A 16,181-nucleotide genomic window follows, 5' to 3' on the forward strand; every position below is an offset into this window, starting at 1 on the left:
CGGTCGCCAGGAAATGGCCTTGCGTGGTGTCTGACGCGCACACAGACCGGATTTTTTCGACTCGGCTAGGTCGCGGAGACCTAAGGTCCTACGACGAGGCAGCGGAGCGGCTCAGCCGTAGGTGTCGCGGGGCCCTCGACCACGGATGTGCCGTTCACCTTTGCGCCACGACGGAGCCTTGGGACCGGTGATCCGCAGACTGGTGACCACGCCGTTGCCCACCGACTCGGCGATCTTGGCCAGGATCTGCGCCTGGATGAGTCGCAACTGAGTGGCCCACGCTGTCGACTCGGCGCTGATGTGCAACACCTTGTCGTGCAACACCGTCGGTTGCGCGTGGGCCGCGATGTCGGCACCGACGATACGATTCCAGCCGGCCAACACAGTGCCCTCACCGATGCGGGGGTCCCAGCCACGCGTGGAACTCACCCCGCCCAGCAACCGTCCCAGCGGTTGGGGATCGCGTTTGTCCGGACCCGCACCCGACCAGCGCGTACGGCTGCGATCCCGACGTGGACGCGCCACCGAGCGTCCTTCCCCCACCGACTTGCCGGCCGCTCGCGCGGCATTGCGTGCCTCTTCCAGGGCCTTGCGTGCCAACTGGTGACCACGCGAGGATTCGCCGTCGCTGTCAGAGGACTCCCCGTCGGTGTCATCAGCAGATGTGCTCACCCCGATTCACCTCCTGCGTTCGTGTCGGCCACGATCTGTGATCGTCGACTGCCGTCGGGATCGTCGATCATCTCCACGCTCACCCGTCGACCCGAGATCCCCTCGGGGACATCTTCGGCGACTGCGGCGGTGACCATCACCTGTTCCACCGATTCGGCAAACGCCGCCAGCGCGATCCGCCGCTTGGCGTCGAGCTCGGCGAACACGTCGTCGAGCAGCACCACCGGCTCGGCGCCGTCGGCCCGGAGCAACTCCACCGAACCCAACCGCAGGGCCAACGCCAGCGACCACGACTCACCATGGCTGGCAAAGCCTTTCGCCACATGTCCGCCCAACAGGATGTCCAGGTCGTCACGGTGAGGTCCGATCAGACACACCCCACGGTCGATCTCCTTGCGCCGACCGGACACCAGACGTTCCAACAGGATCGCCTCGATGTACTCGACGTCGGCGGCCGCGTCCCCCTCAGGCCACACCTCGTCGCCGACCACCGCTCGATAGCGCAGGTCGACCGGAGGTGAATGTGGAGCCAGGCGTGCGTATTCGGCGGCAACATAAGGACTCAGAGCCCGGACGACGTCGATGCGCCCCGCGGTGACCTGCGCCCCGAAGGCGGCGAGTTGGGTGTCCCAGACATCGAGGGTGGAGATCACCGAAGCGGCCGAGTCGCCGCCACCACGCATGGCTGCGGCTGCGGTCTTGAGCAACGCCGAACGCTGACGCAGCACCCGGTCGTAGTCGGCGCGGGCCGCCACCATGCGTGGACCCGCCAGCGCCGCCAGCTCGTCGAGGAAACGGCGCCGCTCGGCCGGCTCCCCCCGCACCATGGCCAGATCCTCGGGGGCGAACAGCACGGTGCGCAAGATGCCCACCACGTCGCGGGCTCGCCGTGATGGCGCACCGTTCACGCTGGCGCGGTTGGCTTTTCCTGCCGTGATCTGTACTTCGACCGTCAGTTCTCGACCACGATTGACCACAGTGGCCGCAGCTGTGGCCGTGTCACATCCGGTGCGGATCAGTGCGGCATCGGTGGACACCCGATGAGAACGAAGCGCGGCCAGATAATTCAGCGACTCGATGAGGTTGGTCTTGCCGAAACCGTTGCGCCCCACGAAGATCGTCACGCCGGGACGCAGATCGAGCTGCACCTGCGACCAGGAACGGAAGTCGCGCAACCGCAACGAGCGTACGAACACCGATCAGCTGTCGGCGCGTTTGACCGCGTGACCGCCGAACTGGTTGCGCAGCGCCGACACCGCCTTGAGAGCCGGTGACCCGTTGTCCTGTCGAGATGCGAAGCGGGCGAACAGCGCTGCGGAGATGACGTTGGCCGGAACCGAGTGCCGGATGGCCTCCTCGACCGTCCAGCGACCTTCCCCGGAATCGGTGGTGTAGTCAGAGATCTTGGCCAGGGACGGATCGGCCTGCACCGCCTCGACCAACAGATCCAGCAGCCAGGACCGGATGACGGTGCCATGGGTCCAGGCACGCAGCGTGCCGGGGACATCGGTGATCAGTGATTCCGCGCAGAGCAGTTCATAGCCCTCGCCGTAGGCGTGCATCAGTCCGTACTCGATGCCGTTGTGCACCATCTTGGCGTAGTGACCGGCACCGACCGGTCCGGCGTGGACGAACCCGTCGGCGCGCTCGCCCGGCGGACGCAACGCATCGAAGATCGGCATCGCGAACTCGATATCGGCCTCGGCGCCACCGGCCATCAGCCCGTAGCCGTTCTCCAGACCCCACACACCACCGGACACACCACAGTCCACGTAGCGGATTCCCTTGGCCGACAACAGGTCTGCATTGTGCTGATCATCGGTGTAGCGCGAGTTGCCGCCGTCGACGACTAGATCACCGTCGGTGAGGACTTCGGCCAGTGCCGCCACGGTGTCGCGGGTGGGGCTACCGGAAGGCACCATCACCCACACCAGCCGGGGCGTCGGAAGCGACTCGGCCAGCTCGGCCACCGACGCGACGTCGGTCACCTCGGGACGCGGGTCGTATCCGGTCACCTCGTGTCCGGCCTGGCGCAACCGCGTCCGCATGTTGGCGCCCATCTTGCCCAGCCCGATGAGTCCGATGTGCATGCTCACGATCCTTTCGTGGATCAGCCCGGCAGTCGCACCGGCATCAGTAGATAGGTGAAGTCGCTGGCGGGGGCCGCGAATGCGCCCGCAGCGTCGGCCTCGGGGATATCGCCGGTGGACGGACGCAACACCGCGGGACGACTGGGGGTGGTGAACCCGAAATCGACCGCGGTGGTGTGTAGCGCCGCCAACCCGTCGAGCAGGTAGATGGGATTGAAGGCGATGGTCAACGGTGCCCCGTGGAAGACGACCTGCATCTCCTCCTCGGCCTTGCCCGCGTCATCACCGCCTGCGGTGAGCAGCACCGACCCGTCGGTGAACTCCATGCGCACCTGTGCGCCGCGCTCGGCCACCAGGGCCACGCGCTTGATGGCGTCGGTCAACGGCGCGATGTCGATCGTCGCCATCGACGTGTGGGAGGTGGGCAGCAACTGTCGGAACTTGGGGAACTCTGCGTCGAGCAGCCGGGTGGTGGTCTGCCGGTTCTGGCTGAGGATGCCCAGCAGCCCGTCGGAGCCCACGCTGCCCGAACCACCCAGTGCCAACGACACCGCGGCGTTGCCATCGGCACCGGCGGACTTGGCGGCCTCGGACAAGGTCTTCGCCGGGACCAGGACTGCGGCGCTACCGCCGGCGGTCGGCTGCCACGTCAGTTCCCGCACGGCCAGCCGAAACCGGTCGGTGGCGGCCAGGACGACTGCGGTGTCCTCGATCTCCACCCGGATACCGGTCAGCATGGGCAGGGTGTCGTCTTTGCCCGCTGCGATGGCGACCTGCGCGATGGCCTCGGCGAACACATCGCTGGGGACCGTACCGGTGACCGCGGGGACGGCAGGCAGCGTCGGATAGTCCTCGACCGGCATGGTGGGCAACGAGAAACGTGAACTCCCACAGGAGATCGCGACCCGGGTGCCATCGAGGCTCACGTCGACCGGCTTGGACGGCAGCGAGCGGGTGATGTCGGCCAACAACTTGCCCGACACCAGGACCCGACCCTCGTCGGCCACCTCGGCGGAGAGTTCGACCTGGGCTGAGACCTCGTAGTCGAATCCCGAGACGCTCAGACCGGCGTCGCCGGCCGACAACACGACACACCCGAGGACCGGGACCGGTGGACGGCTCGGGAGGCTACGGGCAACCCAGGCGACTGCGTCTGCGAACTCATCGCGTACGGCGCGGAACTTCACAGCGATCGAGCCTCCATCACGTTGGAGCGGGCGGGTGGATTCCCACTCTAGAGCGCCACGAGTGCTCCGGGAGCCAACGGGGCGATCGGATCGATGCGGGTGGGTGTGCGAGATCGGACTGTCCTGTGGATCGGTGAGCTGTCCACACGGCTGCTTTTCAAGAAGAAGATGGAAGAGATATCAGAAGTAGTAGTAGGGGCTGTGGAATCTGGGGATGACACGCGCTCATCGCTGCTCGGGCGGCGTGGCGCGATGTGGACGCTCGGTGTACGGGTGGGGACCGATCACCGACTGGTTGTGCACATGTCCGCCGTTGTTCACCACCGCTCACCGTTACTCCACAGGTTCCGGTACTTATCCACCGGTTTATCCACAGCTGGGGAAAGGCGAATCGGGCCGCAAAGATCCCCGACGATCTCTCAGGATGTGGGATCGGGGCCGCTGATGTCAGTGCTGTGAACGCTGTTTGATCCGCGCGGTGAGCTTCTGGACGTGGTCGTAGACCTTGCGCCGCTCGGCCATCTCCTTGCGGATCTTCTTGTCCGCGTACATCACCGTGGTGTGGTCGCGGTCGAAGGTCTCACCGATCTTGGGCAGCGACAGATCGGTCAGTTCCCGACACAGGTACATCGAGATCTGACGGGCCTGGGCCAGGTCGCGGGTCTTGCCGGGCCCACGCAGTTCGTCGACGGTGATACCGAAGTACTCCGCGGTGATGGCCAAGATGGCAGGTGCGTTGATCTCGATGTTGCGGGAGTCCGGCAACAGCGCCTGCAGAACGATCTCGGCCAGCCCGAGGTCGAGATCGGCGGAGTTGAGAGAGGCATACGCGGTCACCCGGATCAGCGCCCCCTCGAGTTCGCGGATGTTGCGTTCGATCTTCGAGGCGATCAGCTCCATCACGTCGTCGGGGACCTTCAGGTCGTCCATCTGCGCCTTCTTGCGCAAGATGGCGATCCGGGTCTCCAACTCGGGCGGCTGGACGTCGGTGATCAGGCCCCACTCGAACCGGGTACGCAGCCGATCTTCCAGTGTCGCAAGCTGTTTGGGCGGACGATCGGAGGACACCACGATCTGCTTGCTGGCGTTGTGCAAGGTGTTGAAGGTGTGGAAGAACTCTTCCTGGATACCTTCCTTGCCCTCGAGGAACTGGATGTCGTCGACGAGCAGCACGTCTACGTCGCGGTAGCGCTGCTTGAAGGCCACACGCCGGTCATCACGCAGCGAGTTGATGAAATCGTTGGTGAACTCCTCGGTGGAGACGTACTTGACCCGCATACCCGGGAACAACCGCTGGGCGTAGTGGCCGGCGGCGTGCAACAGATGTGTCTTGCCCAGTCCCGACTCACCCCAGATGAACAGCGGGTTGTAGGCGCGTGCGGGCGCCTCGGCGATGGCGACGGCCGCAGCGTGGGCGAACCGGTTGGAGGCACCGATCACAAAGGTGTCGAAGGTGTACTTGTGATGCAGGCTGGAGTTGGTGTCGACGGAACGGAACGAATTGGCCCACTCGCCTTGCCGCGGCGTGAGTGGTTCGACTCGGCCGTCGCTGGTGTCGGGTCGATCGGCGAAGGTGTCGGGGGCCGATGCGCTGGGGACGGACCCGATGGGGGTGGGTGCCATAGGAGTCGGCCCGAGCGGAGGCAGCACCGGGTCGCTGGCGGTGATCCGAACGCCCAGGTCGACCTCGGTCGCGAGAAGCCTGCTGAGCGAGGCGCGGATGGGTTCGCGCAGGGTCCGCTCGATTTGCTCCTGTACGTAGGGGTTGGGGACCGCCAGCAATGCGAAACCCTCAGCGAGAGTGAGAGGTTGGACCAGGGAGAGGTATGCCTTCTGCTGGCGGGTCAGCTCGGGGTCGGCACTGAGCTCTACCGTGACCTGGGCCCAGATGTCGCCGAACGACTCACGATCGGACGCTTGGGACACCGGCTCCTCCTGGACTGACACGGCTGCGCCGGACGTGCGAGCCCCACAGCGGAACCGCCTACAGCGCAGGTTGTCCACATGGTTATCCACAGATGTGGAGTACTGGTGTGAACGAGCGCACCGGTGCTCGAGCCCGGTGATCCTGCACTGATCGTGGTGGCGCCGCCTGTGATGGGGTCCAACGTTTCGGGCAAAGTTAACAGAGCATCGGCTACGTCTCAACCGAATCGATATCGCAATATCTCGAAAAGGCAAACACCTCGGTGTCGTCCGGCGTGTCGAGTATCGCGCCGACCAGCATGGCACGGCTCCCCGGTCGGCCGCGAACGGGCAGCCTCACCTCCACAGCGAGGCTGCTCACCTGGTTTGACCTGCATGGGACCGATCAGTAGTCTCGAACGGTCGCCGCGAAGTCGGCCGATGGATCGTGCATCGGGCCGCGGCAGCCAGACCATCACAGTCGGATGACGTGGGGCCCGCGCGGTCGCGTCATCCCGAGAACGAGGAGAACCCCGTGGCCAAGGGCAAGCGGACCTTCCAGCCCAACAACCGTCGTCGTGCGCGCGTGCACGGTTTCCGTCTGCGCATGCGGACCCGGGCCGGCCGCGCCATCGTCAACGGTCGCCGTCGTAAGGGCCGTGGAAGCCTGACGGCCTGATCCGGCTCGTTCCCGTATCGGGAACACGAGTCAGGACCGTGCTCACCCCCAGCCGCCGGATCACCAGCGGATCCGATTTCTCCCGCACACTGAAGCTCGGTGCGCGGGCTCGTCGTGGTGCGGTGGTCGCCCATTCGGTGCACATCCCGAGCGTGTGGCCCGACCCCGCCGGAATCCGCCGCGACCTCACCACACCGTCCGGTCTACGCTGCGGCCTCATCGTCAGCAAGGCCGTTGGCAATGCCGTCACCCGACATCGGGTCGCGCGGTGCCTACGGGTGGCGGCAGACACGGTATTCGACGAGCTCGAGCAGCGGGCCCGAACACAGCTCCTTGTGGTGGTGCGTGCGCTGCCCGAGGCGGCCGACTGCTCGAGCACCGAACTCACCGCCGATCTTCGTGCAGCATTACGCAGGACCGGCGCGTATGAGTGATCGCGTCGTCACACTCCCCCGGCGCTCGCTGGTCTTCCTCATCGAGCTGTATCGGACGTGGGTGTCGCCGATGCGATTGCCGTCCTGCCGATTCGAACCGACCTGCAGCGCCTACGCCGTCGAGGCCATCACCGAGTACGGGGCACTGCGCGGCGGCGCCATGTCGGTGGTGCGGTTGCTCAAGTGCGGACCCTGGCACAAGCCAGGTTATGACCCTGTGCCCGAACGGAACAGGCACCATGGACCGCAGACGATCGATCTAGGAACAAGGAGTACCTGACACGTGCTGAACTTCATCTACTATCCGGTCTCCTGGATCATGTGGTTCTGGCACTGGTTGTTCGACCTGGTGCTCCCCAACTCCCCCGGTGGCAGCGGCATCGCGTGGTCACTGTCGGTGATCTTCCTCGTCTTTACCCTGCGAGCACTGTTGTACAAGCCCTTCGTCAAGCAGATCGAGACGACGAAGAAGATGCAGGAGATCCAGCCGCAGCTGGCCGCGATCCGCAAGAAGTACGCCAAGGATCGCGTGAAGATGACCGAGGAGATGCAGAAGCTGCAGAAGGAGCACGGGTTCAACCCGCTGCTCGGTTGCCTGCCGATGCTGGCGCAGATCCCGGTGTTCATCGGTCTGTTCCACGTCCTGCGCTCGTTCAACCGCATGGGAACCGGATTCGGTCAGCTTGGCATGACTGCCGCGGAGACCCGCAGCTACGGCAACTACGCGTTCAGTGCCGAGCAGGTGCGCAACTTCCTCGACGCCCGACTGTTCGGTGTGCCGCTGTCTTCGGCGGTGTCGCAGCCACAGAAGGAGTGGGAGGCGTTCAACCCGACCGGCGTCATCGACTTCACCCGGGGACACATCATCGCCCTGGTCATCCCGCTGGTGATCATCTCCTCCATCGCCACCCACATGAACGCGCGCGCCGCCGTTGCGCGACAGCCGGCGGCATCGCTGGAGAACCCGCAGACCGCGATCATGAACAAGCTGTCGCTGTACGTGTTCCCCCTCGGCATCCTGGTGTCGGGTGCCTTCTTCCCCGTCGCGATCCTGCTGTACTGGGTGAGCAACAACCTGTGGACCTACGCGCAGCAGCACATCGTGTTCGGCCGCATCGCCAAAGAGGAAGCCGCGGCCAAGGAGGCCAAGCAGGAAAAGTTGCGGGCCAATGCGCCGAAGCCGGGAGCACGTCCGGATCGGACCAAGCGTGGCGTGGACACACCGGCGGCCAACCTGAGCAAAGGCGAGGCTGCGGCCGCGCCGGCGGACGAGCCGGCTGAATCGACGTCGGCGAGCGGTGGCGGTGCGGCGCGGCAGAGTGGATCTCGCCCCCCGAAAAAGGCGCCCGGCGGCGCGCCGCGTACCGGCTCGCAGGCCAACCGTCCGCGAAGTACCTCCGCGCAGCAACGCCGGCGCAAGAGGCGCTGACCCCCTACACGTTGTCCGTAGATACGACCGAAGGTGAACACAACGATGACTGCAGAGACGCGTGACGTCGATGTCCTCGAAGACGAGAATGATGAGGCGGCCGCCGACGCGGTCGACGATCTGACTGGCGATAGCGACGCCGACAGTGGTGACCGGCTTGTCGAAGAGGGCGAGGTGGCTGGCGATTACCTCGAGCAGCTGCTCGACCTCCTCGACTTCGACGGCGACATCGATCTGGACGTGGATGGCGATAGAGCGATCGTGAGCATCGACGGCGGTCGGGATCTGGGCAAGCTGGTCGGCAAGAACGGTGAGGTGCTCGACGCGCTGCAGGAACTGACCCGGCTGGCCGTGCAGCAGGTGACCGGCGATCGATCGCGACTGATGCTCGACATCGCGCAGTGGCGGGCAGGTCGGCGGGAGCGGCTGTCGGCTCTCGGGACCGAGGTCGCGCAGCGGGTCGCGGCCGACGGTGGACGCGAGGAGTTGGATCCGATGACCCCGTTCGAGCGCAAGATCGTTCACGATGCCGTGGCTGCGGTGGACGGCGTCTACAGCGAGAGCGAGGGTGCCGAGCCGCGCCGTCGGGTCGTGGTGATCAAGGAGTAGCGGCGTTCGTCCACGACGACGAACATTCGACACACCGTCCTCAGGGCCTTGGCAAGCGCGCCGAGGCCCTGAGTCATTTCCGAATCTCATCCGTGTGATTCGACTACCGAGAGATGTTTCACGTGAAACAAGACGACGAGTTCGCCACGCAGTCCGATGCCATCACGGCTGTGTTCGGTCAGAACCTGACGCCGGCCATGCAGTACCGCGAGTTCTTGGCCACCGCCGGTGTAGAACGTGGTCTGATCGGGCCGCGCGAGGTGGATCGACTGTGGAGCCGCCATCTGTTGAACTGCGCAGTGATCGGTGAGGCGATCGACCATGGCACCGATGTGGTCGACGTCGGCAGTGGATCGGGGCTGCCCGGCATCCCGTTGGCACTCGCGCGCCCCGATCTGCAGATCACGTTGGTAGAGCCACTTCTTCGTCGATCCACGTTCCTGGCCGAGATCGTCACCGAGTTGGGCATCGGTGGACGCGTGCAGGTGATCCGTGGGCGTGCGGAAGAGAAGAAGGTGCGCACCGAGATCGGTGGTGCGTCCGTGGTCACCTCCCGCGCCGTGGCCCCGCTCGATCGGCTGGCTCGGTGGTGTGTCCCATTGCTGCGCGGCTCGGGAGAGCTGATCGCGATCAAGGGAAGTTCGGCCCCCGAGGAGGTGGCCACCCATCGCGCGGATGTCGGCAAGCTCGGACTGCTGGAGCTTCGCGTGGAGGTGTGCGGTACCGATAGGCTGTCGGAGCCGACCACCATAATCAGAGGACGGATGAAGGCGCAGTCGCGTCGACGATGATCCGGCAATGCGGTCGCAGGGGGTGAGGCGCACAATGTTGGGTAAACGGGGGCGAAGGAGTGTGGCTGTGGCCAAGGATTCCGTGGGTCCTGTTTCACGTGAAACATCGGAGAAGTACGTGGACACTCCAATCGCCGCAGCCGCAGAAGTGGCCAGCCAGGTCTTGACCAAGGGCCATGCCGGTACTCTCCCCCGCCCCTCGGCCACCCGGATCATCACCGTCGCGAACCAGAAAGGTGGCGTCGGCAAGACGACCACATCTGTGAACCTGGCGGCCGCGCTGGCGTTGCATGGTCTCGGCGTTCTCGTCATCGACCTTGACCCGCAGGGCAACGCCAGCACTGCACTGGGGATCAATCACCGCGACCCCGACATCCGATCGGTCTACGAGCTGCTGCTGGGTGAGATCACGTTGGCTGAGGCCATGCAGAAGACACCGGCGTACGACAACCTGTACTGCGTCCCTGCGACGCTCGACCTCGCTGGCGCGGAGATCGAGCTGGTGTCGATGGTGGCCCGCGAGACTCGACTGCGCAACGCCCTCGATCTGGCGACCATCGCCGAGTACGGGATCGACTACGTGATCATCGACTGCCCACCGTCGCTGGGGCTGTTGACCGTCAACGCAATGGTGGCCGCTCGTGAGGTGCTGATCCCCATCCAGTGCGAGTACTACGCCCTCGAGGGTGTCGGGCAGTTGCTGCAGAACATCGAGTTGGTCCAGGCGCATCTGAACCGAGAGCTGTACGTATCCACCGTCCTGCTCACCATGTATGACGGTCGCACCAAGCTCGCCGACCAGGTGGCCGACGAGGTGCGACGACATTTCGGCGACAAGGTGCTCAACACGATCATCCCGCGCAGCGTGAAGGTGTCCGAAGCGCCCGGCTTCGGGATGACGATCATCGAGTACGACCCCGGATCACGCGGTTCGATGAGCTACCTCGACGCCGGTCGCGAGTTGGGCATGCGTGGTGCGCCGTCACCGCAGGGAGGACAGCGATGACACAGCGTAAAGGTGGACTGGGACGCGGATTGGCCGCCTTGATCCCCACCGGACCCGACGAGGGACCACGGCTGGGCAACGCGGCCGCCGATGTGGTGCTGGGCGCACCGCGACCCTCCCCTGCGCGTCCCCCGGCCGCCCCGGAGGCCGACGTCGTCGCCGATCCCGGTGTGGGTGCGGTGTACCAGGAGATCGCGCCGGGCGAGATCCAACCCAACCCGCAGCAGCCGCGCACCGCCTTCGACGAGGAAGCCCTCGCCGAGTTGGTGCACTCCATCCGTGAGTTCGGACTGATGCAGCCGATCGTGGTTCGCCGCCTCAGCGAACCGATCGGCGCCATCCGATACCAGCTGGTGATGGGTGAGCGTCGATGGCGGGCCAGCCAGGAAGCCGGACTGACGGCTATCCCGGCCATCGTCCGGGAGACTGCCGACGGCGACATGTTGCGCGACGCGCTACTGGAGAATATCCATCGGGTTCAGCTCAATCCGCTGGAGGAGGCGGCGGCCTACCAACAGCTGTTGGAGGAGTTCGGCGTCACGCACGACGAGTTGGCCACTCGTCTGGGCCGTTCGCGTCCGGTGGTCACCAACATGATCCGACTGCTGCGGCTGCCCATCCCGGTGCAGCGTCGGGTGGCGGCCGGAGTCCTGTCCGCCGGCCATGCGCGCGCGCTGCTGTCGTTGGAGGCGGGTTCGGATGCGCAAGAGGCGTTGGCCGCGCGCATCGTCGCCGAGGGCATGTCGGTGCGGGCAACCGAGGAGGCGGTGACCCTGGCCAACCGGGACGGCGTCCCCACTCCATCCACACCGCCGGCCAAGCGCAAGCCGATGCAGATGCCGGGCCTACAGGACGTGGCCGAGAGGCTCTCGGACCGACTCGATACGCGGGTGACGGTGTCGTTGGGCAAGCGGAAGGGCAAGATCGTTGTCGAGTTCGGCTCGGTGGACGACCTCGAACGCATCGTGGAGCTCGTGTCGAAAAATGCGGCTTCATGACGCGGAGTTTCGGCAACCACCCGGTCGGGACCGAAACGTCACTGTGACGCCATACCCCGCCAGCGTAGCCTTCCATCTCGAAAGTCGTTGGGGCCGTGCTTCGTTCGCCTTCGAGAGGGCCACCTCGAGCTCGGCCGACGGGGGTGAGCCGTGGGAGTGATCGTCACGCCGCTCGATCTCGCTGGGTTCGACCGTCTTCCGTTGCACGTGCGTCGATGCGTGTCGTGGGAGGTCGACCCTGGAACCATCCCGGCTGCCGACTCCGGACTCACCATCGACTCCGAGTTCGACAAAGAGGCGTGGGTGTCGATGGTGATGCTCGATTGGGGCACCTGCGCTCAGATCGCAATCGAGTCATCGGTGAACGCGACGGTCGGCAGCGCGTTCTACGCACCTCCCGGTCGCGTACCGCGAGCCCACCTCTTCCCCACCTCACCGGTCAGCCCCGACGCCGTGTTGCTGATGTCGGTGCGCGTGGAGCCAGGTCACACCGGGGTGGCCGAGCGGCTGATCGACCGGGTGGTGGCCGACCTCATCCAGCGGGGTGTCCGTGCGGTCGAGGCGTTCGGGTTCGTCCGTTCGGCGGCCACCTCGCGCAGCACCGACAGCCGCATGAGCGGTGACGCCGCCAACGGACTCTGCGCCGGCTGCATGATCGACGCCCACCTGTTGGCCGAAGCCGGATTCGAGGTGGTCGCCGCACACGACGTGTTCCCCCGCTACCGCCTGGAGCTCGATTCCGGTCTCAGCTGGAAGTCGGCGGTGGAGAATGCGCTGGAAGGATTGGTGCTGATGGCGTCGATCGACGTGCTGGGGCGAGAACGGGCAGGCGCTTCGGCGGCGTCACCGGGCTGGGTTCAGCGCGCGAGTTGCTCCGACGCCAGCAGGTCGGCGAACGTGTAGGTGCCGGTCGGCTGATCGTCAGCACCGAGCAGATAGAGGCGCTTGACCGCCACCAGGATGGCGTCGGCGATGGTGTCACGGATCCCGGCGTCGGAGAGCATGGCCGTGTCGCCCGGATTGGTCACGAAGCCGACATCTACCTGGACGACCGGCATCTCGGTGAGCCGCAACAGATCCCAGGTGCGCCCGTGTGAACGGCAATCCAACAGCGGTGTCCGGGCCGCGATCTCCCGCTGGATGAAACCCGACAGCGAGTGACCGATCGATGACACCGACCCCCGCGAGTTGCCGAAATGAAAAGTGGCCACGCCGTTGGCCTTCGGGGTGCGGTGGTGTCCGCAGCGCAACGCGATCACCAGATCAGCTCCCACCGAGTTCGCACGGGCGGCGCGGGTGGCGTCGTCGGGGTTCTCCTCATAGGACCGGGCGGCGAACGTCTCCACGCCGGCCGCGCCCATCCGACCTTCCAGCCGCCGAGCCAGGTCCCAGAGGATGTTGGTCTCGAGCTCGGCGAGACGGGCGTCGACCAGGCCGTCGATGGCACCCACACCGGCGTCGATCACGATTCGCTTGCCGGCCAGCTGTGGGCCGGATCGGCGAACGGTCTCCTCTTCGCGGATGGCGTGCGGCGAACCGCCGGTGACCCGGGTGCCCAGGCGTTCTAGTGAGCGCAGGGTGCCCGGTCCGCAGATGCCGTCGGCCACCATCCCGTACTCGCCCTGGTACTGGCACAACGCCTTGTGGGTCACCTCACCGAAGCGACCGTCGACGAGTCCGGTGTAGTAGCCGAGATTCTGCAGCCGTGACTGCAGGGTGGCGACGTCGTCTCCATGCATCGGGGCCGACAGGCGGAAGGCCAGCACGCGGGCCCCGAACTGATACGAGGCCTCGCGCAACACCCGATAGGTGGCCGGCCCGACGATCCCGTCGACGATCAAACCGCGTTCCTGCTGGAACGCACGCACGGCGTGATCGGTCTGCTGGTCGAACACGGCCTCGTCGATCTGGTGACCGTCGACCACCCGGTCGGCGGGTGACGCGTGACGGCCGCGCGGCGCGTCCAGGGCAGTTCCGTGCGCGGTGAGCAACCCCTGCGCAGCAAGGATGGAGCGGATCTCGGCGACGGCGGAGCCACGATCACCAAGGCGATACAACGCCATCTGCAGCTCCTCTCCTCGGCCAACGCGCACCGAGATGCGCGGCCCGCCCTGTGCGGCGGACTGACTCTAGAGTGTTGCAGGTCGCCGAGCCGTCGGCCAACACGGTCAGGCGCTGGTGCCCAGCACTCCATCGAGTTCACGTAGCAGCGCCGCTTTGCCCTTGGCGCCGACGATGGTCTTGGTGGGTTGTCCGTTCTCGAAAAGGATCATGGTCGGGATCGACATGATCTTGAAGTCCCGTGCGGTGTTGGGGTTCTGATCGACGTCGACCTTGGCGATGGTCAGCTTGTCGGAGTTGTCGGCGGCGATCTCCTCCAACACCGGGGCCACGGTGCGGCACGGGCCGCACCAGGTGGCCCAGAAGTCGACGAGCACCGGCTTACCGGCGCCGATGACCTCGCTCTGGAACGTCGCGTCGGTGACCTCGACGGTGTGTGCACCCATGATGAACCTCCTGTTGGCGAATGGGTTTGTGAGGGAACGGATTCCCTGCAGATCGGTGTGGATCAGGCCGGTGTGGCGACGGTCGCTGCGGCCGAAGAGTCCGCATGATCGGCCAACCAGCGTTCGGTGTCGATGGCGGCCGAGCAGCCACTGCCCGCGGCGGTGATGGCCTGACGGTATCGGCGGTCGACGAGATCGCCACAGGCGAACACCCCGGGAATCGAGGTGGCGGTGGTTCCGTCGGTGACCACGTAGCCGTCAGCGTCGAGATCGACCTGCCCGAGGACCAGCTCACTGCGCGGATCGTGTCCGATGGCTACGAACATCCCGGTCACCTCCAGGGTGGAGGTCTCACCGGTTGCGTTGTCGCGCAGGACGATCCCGGTGAGCGAGGAATCCCCGAGCACCCGCTCGACCGACACGTCGGTGACGAACCTGATCTTGTCGTTGGCCCGTGCGCGCTCCAGCATGATCTTGGACGCACGGAACTCCGAGCGTCGGTGGACCACGGTCACGCTGCGGGCGAACTTGGTGAGGAAGGTCGCTTCCTCCATCGCCGAGTCACCACCGCCGATGACGGCGATGTCCTGGTCTTTGAAGAAGAATCCGTCGCAGGTGGCACACGACGACACGCCTCGGCCCAGCAGATCACTCTCGCCGGGAACGTCGAGGTAACGGGCAGCCGCACCCATGGCCAGGATCACCGACCTGGCGCGGTACACGGTGCCGTCGACCTCGACCTCCTTCACGGGGCCGTCGAGGCGGATCGCGTCGACGTCCTCCATGCGCAGGTCGGCGTGAAAGCGCAACGCCTGCTCGCGCATCTGCTCCATCAGAGCCGGACCCTGGATGCCCTCGCGGAAGCCGGGGAAGTTCTCCACCTCGGTGGTGGTCATCAACGCGCCACCGAACGCGGTGCCCTCGAACACGATGGGCGCCAACTCGGCGCGCGCAGCGTAGATCGCGGCGGTGTATCCGGCGGGACCGGAGCCGACGATGACCACCTCGTGGATCGTGTCGGTGCCCGTGTCGCTCATCTGACCTCTTCTCCTGCGTTCGTCGACTGACTCAACATCAGGGTAGAGGCATCTGTTCCCAGCCCTGCGGGCCTGGTTCAGCGGGTCGGGATGACTGCTCCGATGGTGGTGCGTGTGAGCAGTCCCGGGTTTCCGGTGTCGCAGTCGAGGGTGACGACCAGCGCATCGAATCGGCCCGCCACCCCGGTACCCAGCAACACCACCGCGGCCGGCCCGGTGCGCACCGTGATGGGTCCCGAACCCAGGACCGGAGTCTGGTCGGGGACGCCGTTGGCCTGCAGGCACCGCCGCAACCGGGCCTGGTCGGTGAACGGGGCACCACCGGTGCGCCCGAGCACCGCGAGCAGAGCTGTCGCCGGCGGTAGTTGATCGGCGCCGATCGTGGTGCTCGGGCCCGCAGCGGTGCGGGTGGGCGTCGAGTCGCCGCCGCCACCGGCGACGATGGCCACCGTCGCGACCACCGCGAGTACCGCTGCTGCCGAGGCCGCGCCCACCAGCGCCCGCGGATGACGCCATCCGCTGCGCCGCGTGCGGTGCGTGGCGAGATCGGCCACCCCCGACGACGCGGTCACCTCGGCGGCGATGGTGGCCAACGTGGCCTCGATCTGGGCGCAGACCTGCGGTGGCGGTGCGATCGGTTGGATCGTCGACGTCGCCAGCTGGTGGCGGGTGGCCTCGAGCGCCTCGATGACCGCTGTCGCCTCGGGGTCGGCGTTCACCCGCGGCCAAAGTGCGGCGGCCTCGTCGTCGGCGAGCACCCCCGCGTGCAGATCGGCGAGCACGTCGAACGGTATGTGGGGATCGGGTGTCCCGTCGGTCACGAGGTGCCTCCTTTCG

At 66.2% G+C, this 16,181-nt stretch carries 18 protein-coding genes; 9 read left to right on the forward strand and 9 right to left on the reverse strand.

What is annotated here, in order from left to right:
- Positions 1–111: 111 nt before the first annotated feature.
- The 5 genes from KIK15_RS13245 to dnaA form a co-directional block, all read right to left on the reverse strand.
- A complete protein-coding gene (locus KIK15_RS13245) occupies positions 112–672 on the reverse strand; it encodes a DUF721 family protein (RefSeq protein WP_214245170.1) in 561 nt (186 codons plus the stop codon).
- Positions 669–1,868 carry a DNA replication/repair protein RecF gene (recF, locus tag KIK15_RS13250; protein ID WP_214245171.1) on the reverse strand — a complete coding sequence of 400 codons (1,200 nt, stop codon included), beginning with the start codon at positions 1,866–1,868 and terminating at the stop codon, positions 669–671. Before recF ends, KIK15_RS13245 begins: the two co-directional genes overlap by 4 nt.
- A 3-nt stretch (positions 1,869–1,871) precedes the next feature.
- Positions 1,872–2,768, reverse strand: coding sequence for a phosphogluconate dehydrogenase (NAD(+)-dependent, decarboxylating) (gene gnd / locus KIK15_RS13255; protein WP_374222852.1), 897 nt, complete (start codon positions 2,766–2,768; stop codon positions 1,872–1,874).
- Positions 2,769–2,782: 14 nt separating this feature from the next.
- The gene (gene dnaN, locus KIK15_RS13260) at positions 2,783–3,949 is read right to left on the reverse strand and encodes a DNA polymerase III subunit beta (protein WP_214245173.1); all 1,167 of its coding nucleotides are present in this window, start codon (positions 3,947–3,949) and stop codon (positions 2,783–2,785) included.
- 447 nt (positions 3,950–4,396) lie between these two features.
- Positions 4,397–5,875, reverse strand: a complete 1,479-nt coding sequence (gene dnaA / locus KIK15_RS13265) for a chromosomal replication initiator protein DnaA (RefSeq protein ID WP_214245174.1) — start codon at positions 5,873–5,875, stop codon at positions 4,397–4,399.
- 514 nt (positions 5,876–6,389) lie between these two features.
- Between dnaA and rpmH the strand changes: the two genes are divergently transcribed.
- From rpmH to KIK15_RS13310, 9 genes are all read left to right on the forward strand, one after another.
- Positions 6,390–6,533 (forward strand): 50S ribosomal protein L34, encoded by a 144-nt coding sequence (gene rpmH / locus KIK15_RS13270; RefSeq protein WP_214245303.1) that lies wholly within the window; start codon positions 6,390–6,392, stop codon positions 6,531–6,533.
- A gap of 38 nt (positions 6,534–6,571) precedes the next feature.
- On the forward strand, positions 6,572–6,967 hold the full coding sequence (rnpA, locus tag KIK15_RS13275; RefSeq protein ID WP_214245175.1) for a ribonuclease P protein component: 396 nt from the start codon (positions 6,572–6,574) through the stop codon (positions 6,965–6,967).
- A complete protein-coding gene (gene yidD, locus KIK15_RS13280) occupies positions 6,960–7,247 on the forward strand; it encodes a membrane protein insertion efficiency factor YidD (protein ID WP_214245176.1) in 288 nt (95 codons plus the stop codon). The genes rnpA and yidD overlap by 8 nt, the downstream gene beginning before the upstream one ends.
- A 3-nt stretch (positions 7,248–7,250) precedes the next feature.
- The gene (gene yidC / locus KIK15_RS13285) at positions 7,251–8,396 is read left to right on the forward strand and encodes a membrane protein insertase YidC (RefSeq protein ID WP_214245177.1); all 1,146 of its coding nucleotides are present in this window, start codon (positions 7,251–7,253) and stop codon (positions 8,394–8,396) included.
- A gap of 45 nt (positions 8,397–8,441) precedes the next feature.
- A complete protein-coding gene (locus tag KIK15_RS13290; RefSeq protein ID WP_214245178.1) occupies positions 8,442–9,005 on the forward strand; it encodes a R3H domain-containing nucleic acid-binding protein in 564 nt (187 codons plus the stop codon).
- Between the two features lie 113 nt (positions 9,006–9,118).
- The gene (gene rsmG / locus KIK15_RS13295) at positions 9,119–9,796 is read left to right on the forward strand and encodes a 16S rRNA (guanine(527)-N(7))-methyltransferase RsmG (RefSeq protein WP_214245179.1); all 678 of its coding nucleotides are present in this window, start codon (positions 9,119–9,121) and stop codon (positions 9,794–9,796) included.
- A gap of 34 nt (positions 9,797–9,830) precedes the next feature.
- Entirely contained in the window at positions 9,831–10,802 is a 972-nt protein-coding gene (locus tag KIK15_RS13300) for a ParA family protein (RefSeq protein ID WP_214245304.1), read from the forward strand.
- Positions 10,799–11,800, forward strand: coding sequence for a ParB/RepB/Spo0J family partition protein (locus KIK15_RS13305; RefSeq protein WP_214245180.1), 1,002 nt, complete (start codon positions 10,799–10,801; stop codon positions 11,798–11,800). The genes KIK15_RS13300 and KIK15_RS13305 overlap by 4 nt, the downstream gene beginning before the upstream one ends.
- Positions 11,801–11,950: 150 nt before the next feature.
- On the forward strand, positions 11,951–12,703 hold the full coding sequence (locus tag KIK15_RS13310) for a hypothetical protein (RefSeq protein ID WP_307851879.1): 753 nt from the start codon (positions 11,951–11,953) through the stop codon (positions 12,701–12,703).
- Here the strand turns inward: KIK15_RS13310 and KIK15_RS13315 are convergent.
- The 4 genes from KIK15_RS13315 to KIK15_RS13330 all read right to left on the reverse strand — a co-directional run bounded on the left by KIK15_RS13315 (position 12,658) and on the right by KIK15_RS13330 (position 16,165).
- Positions 12,658–13,863 (reverse strand): N-acetylmuramoyl-L-alanine amidase, encoded by a 1,206-nt coding sequence (locus tag KIK15_RS13315; protein WP_214245181.1) that lies wholly within the window; start codon positions 13,861–13,863, stop codon positions 12,658–12,660. The two genes, KIK15_RS13310 and KIK15_RS13315, sit on opposite strands and share 46 nt — an antisense overlap.
- Before the next feature lie 105 nt (positions 13,864–13,968).
- Positions 13,969–14,307: a thioredoxin gene (trxA, locus tag KIK15_RS13320; RefSeq protein WP_214245182.1), complete on the reverse strand. Its 339-nt coding sequence runs from the start codon at positions 14,305–14,307 to the stop codon at positions 13,969–13,971.
- 62 nt (positions 14,308–14,369) lie between these two features.
- Positions 14,370–15,344, reverse strand: a complete 975-nt coding sequence (gene trxB, locus KIK15_RS13325) for a thioredoxin-disulfide reductase (protein ID WP_214245183.1) — start codon at positions 15,342–15,344, stop codon at positions 14,370–14,372.
- Between the two features lie 77 nt (positions 15,345–15,421).
- Positions 15,422–16,165, reverse strand: coding sequence for a hypothetical protein (locus KIK15_RS13330; protein WP_214245184.1), 744 nt, complete (start codon positions 16,163–16,165; stop codon positions 15,422–15,424).
- Positions 16,166–16,181 lie beyond the last annotated feature (16 nt).

It is taken from the genome of Williamsia sp. CHRR-6, assembly GCF_018474015.1.
Classification (GTDB): Bacteria; Actinomycetota; Actinomycetes; order Mycobacteriales; family Mycobacteriaceae; genus Williamsia_A.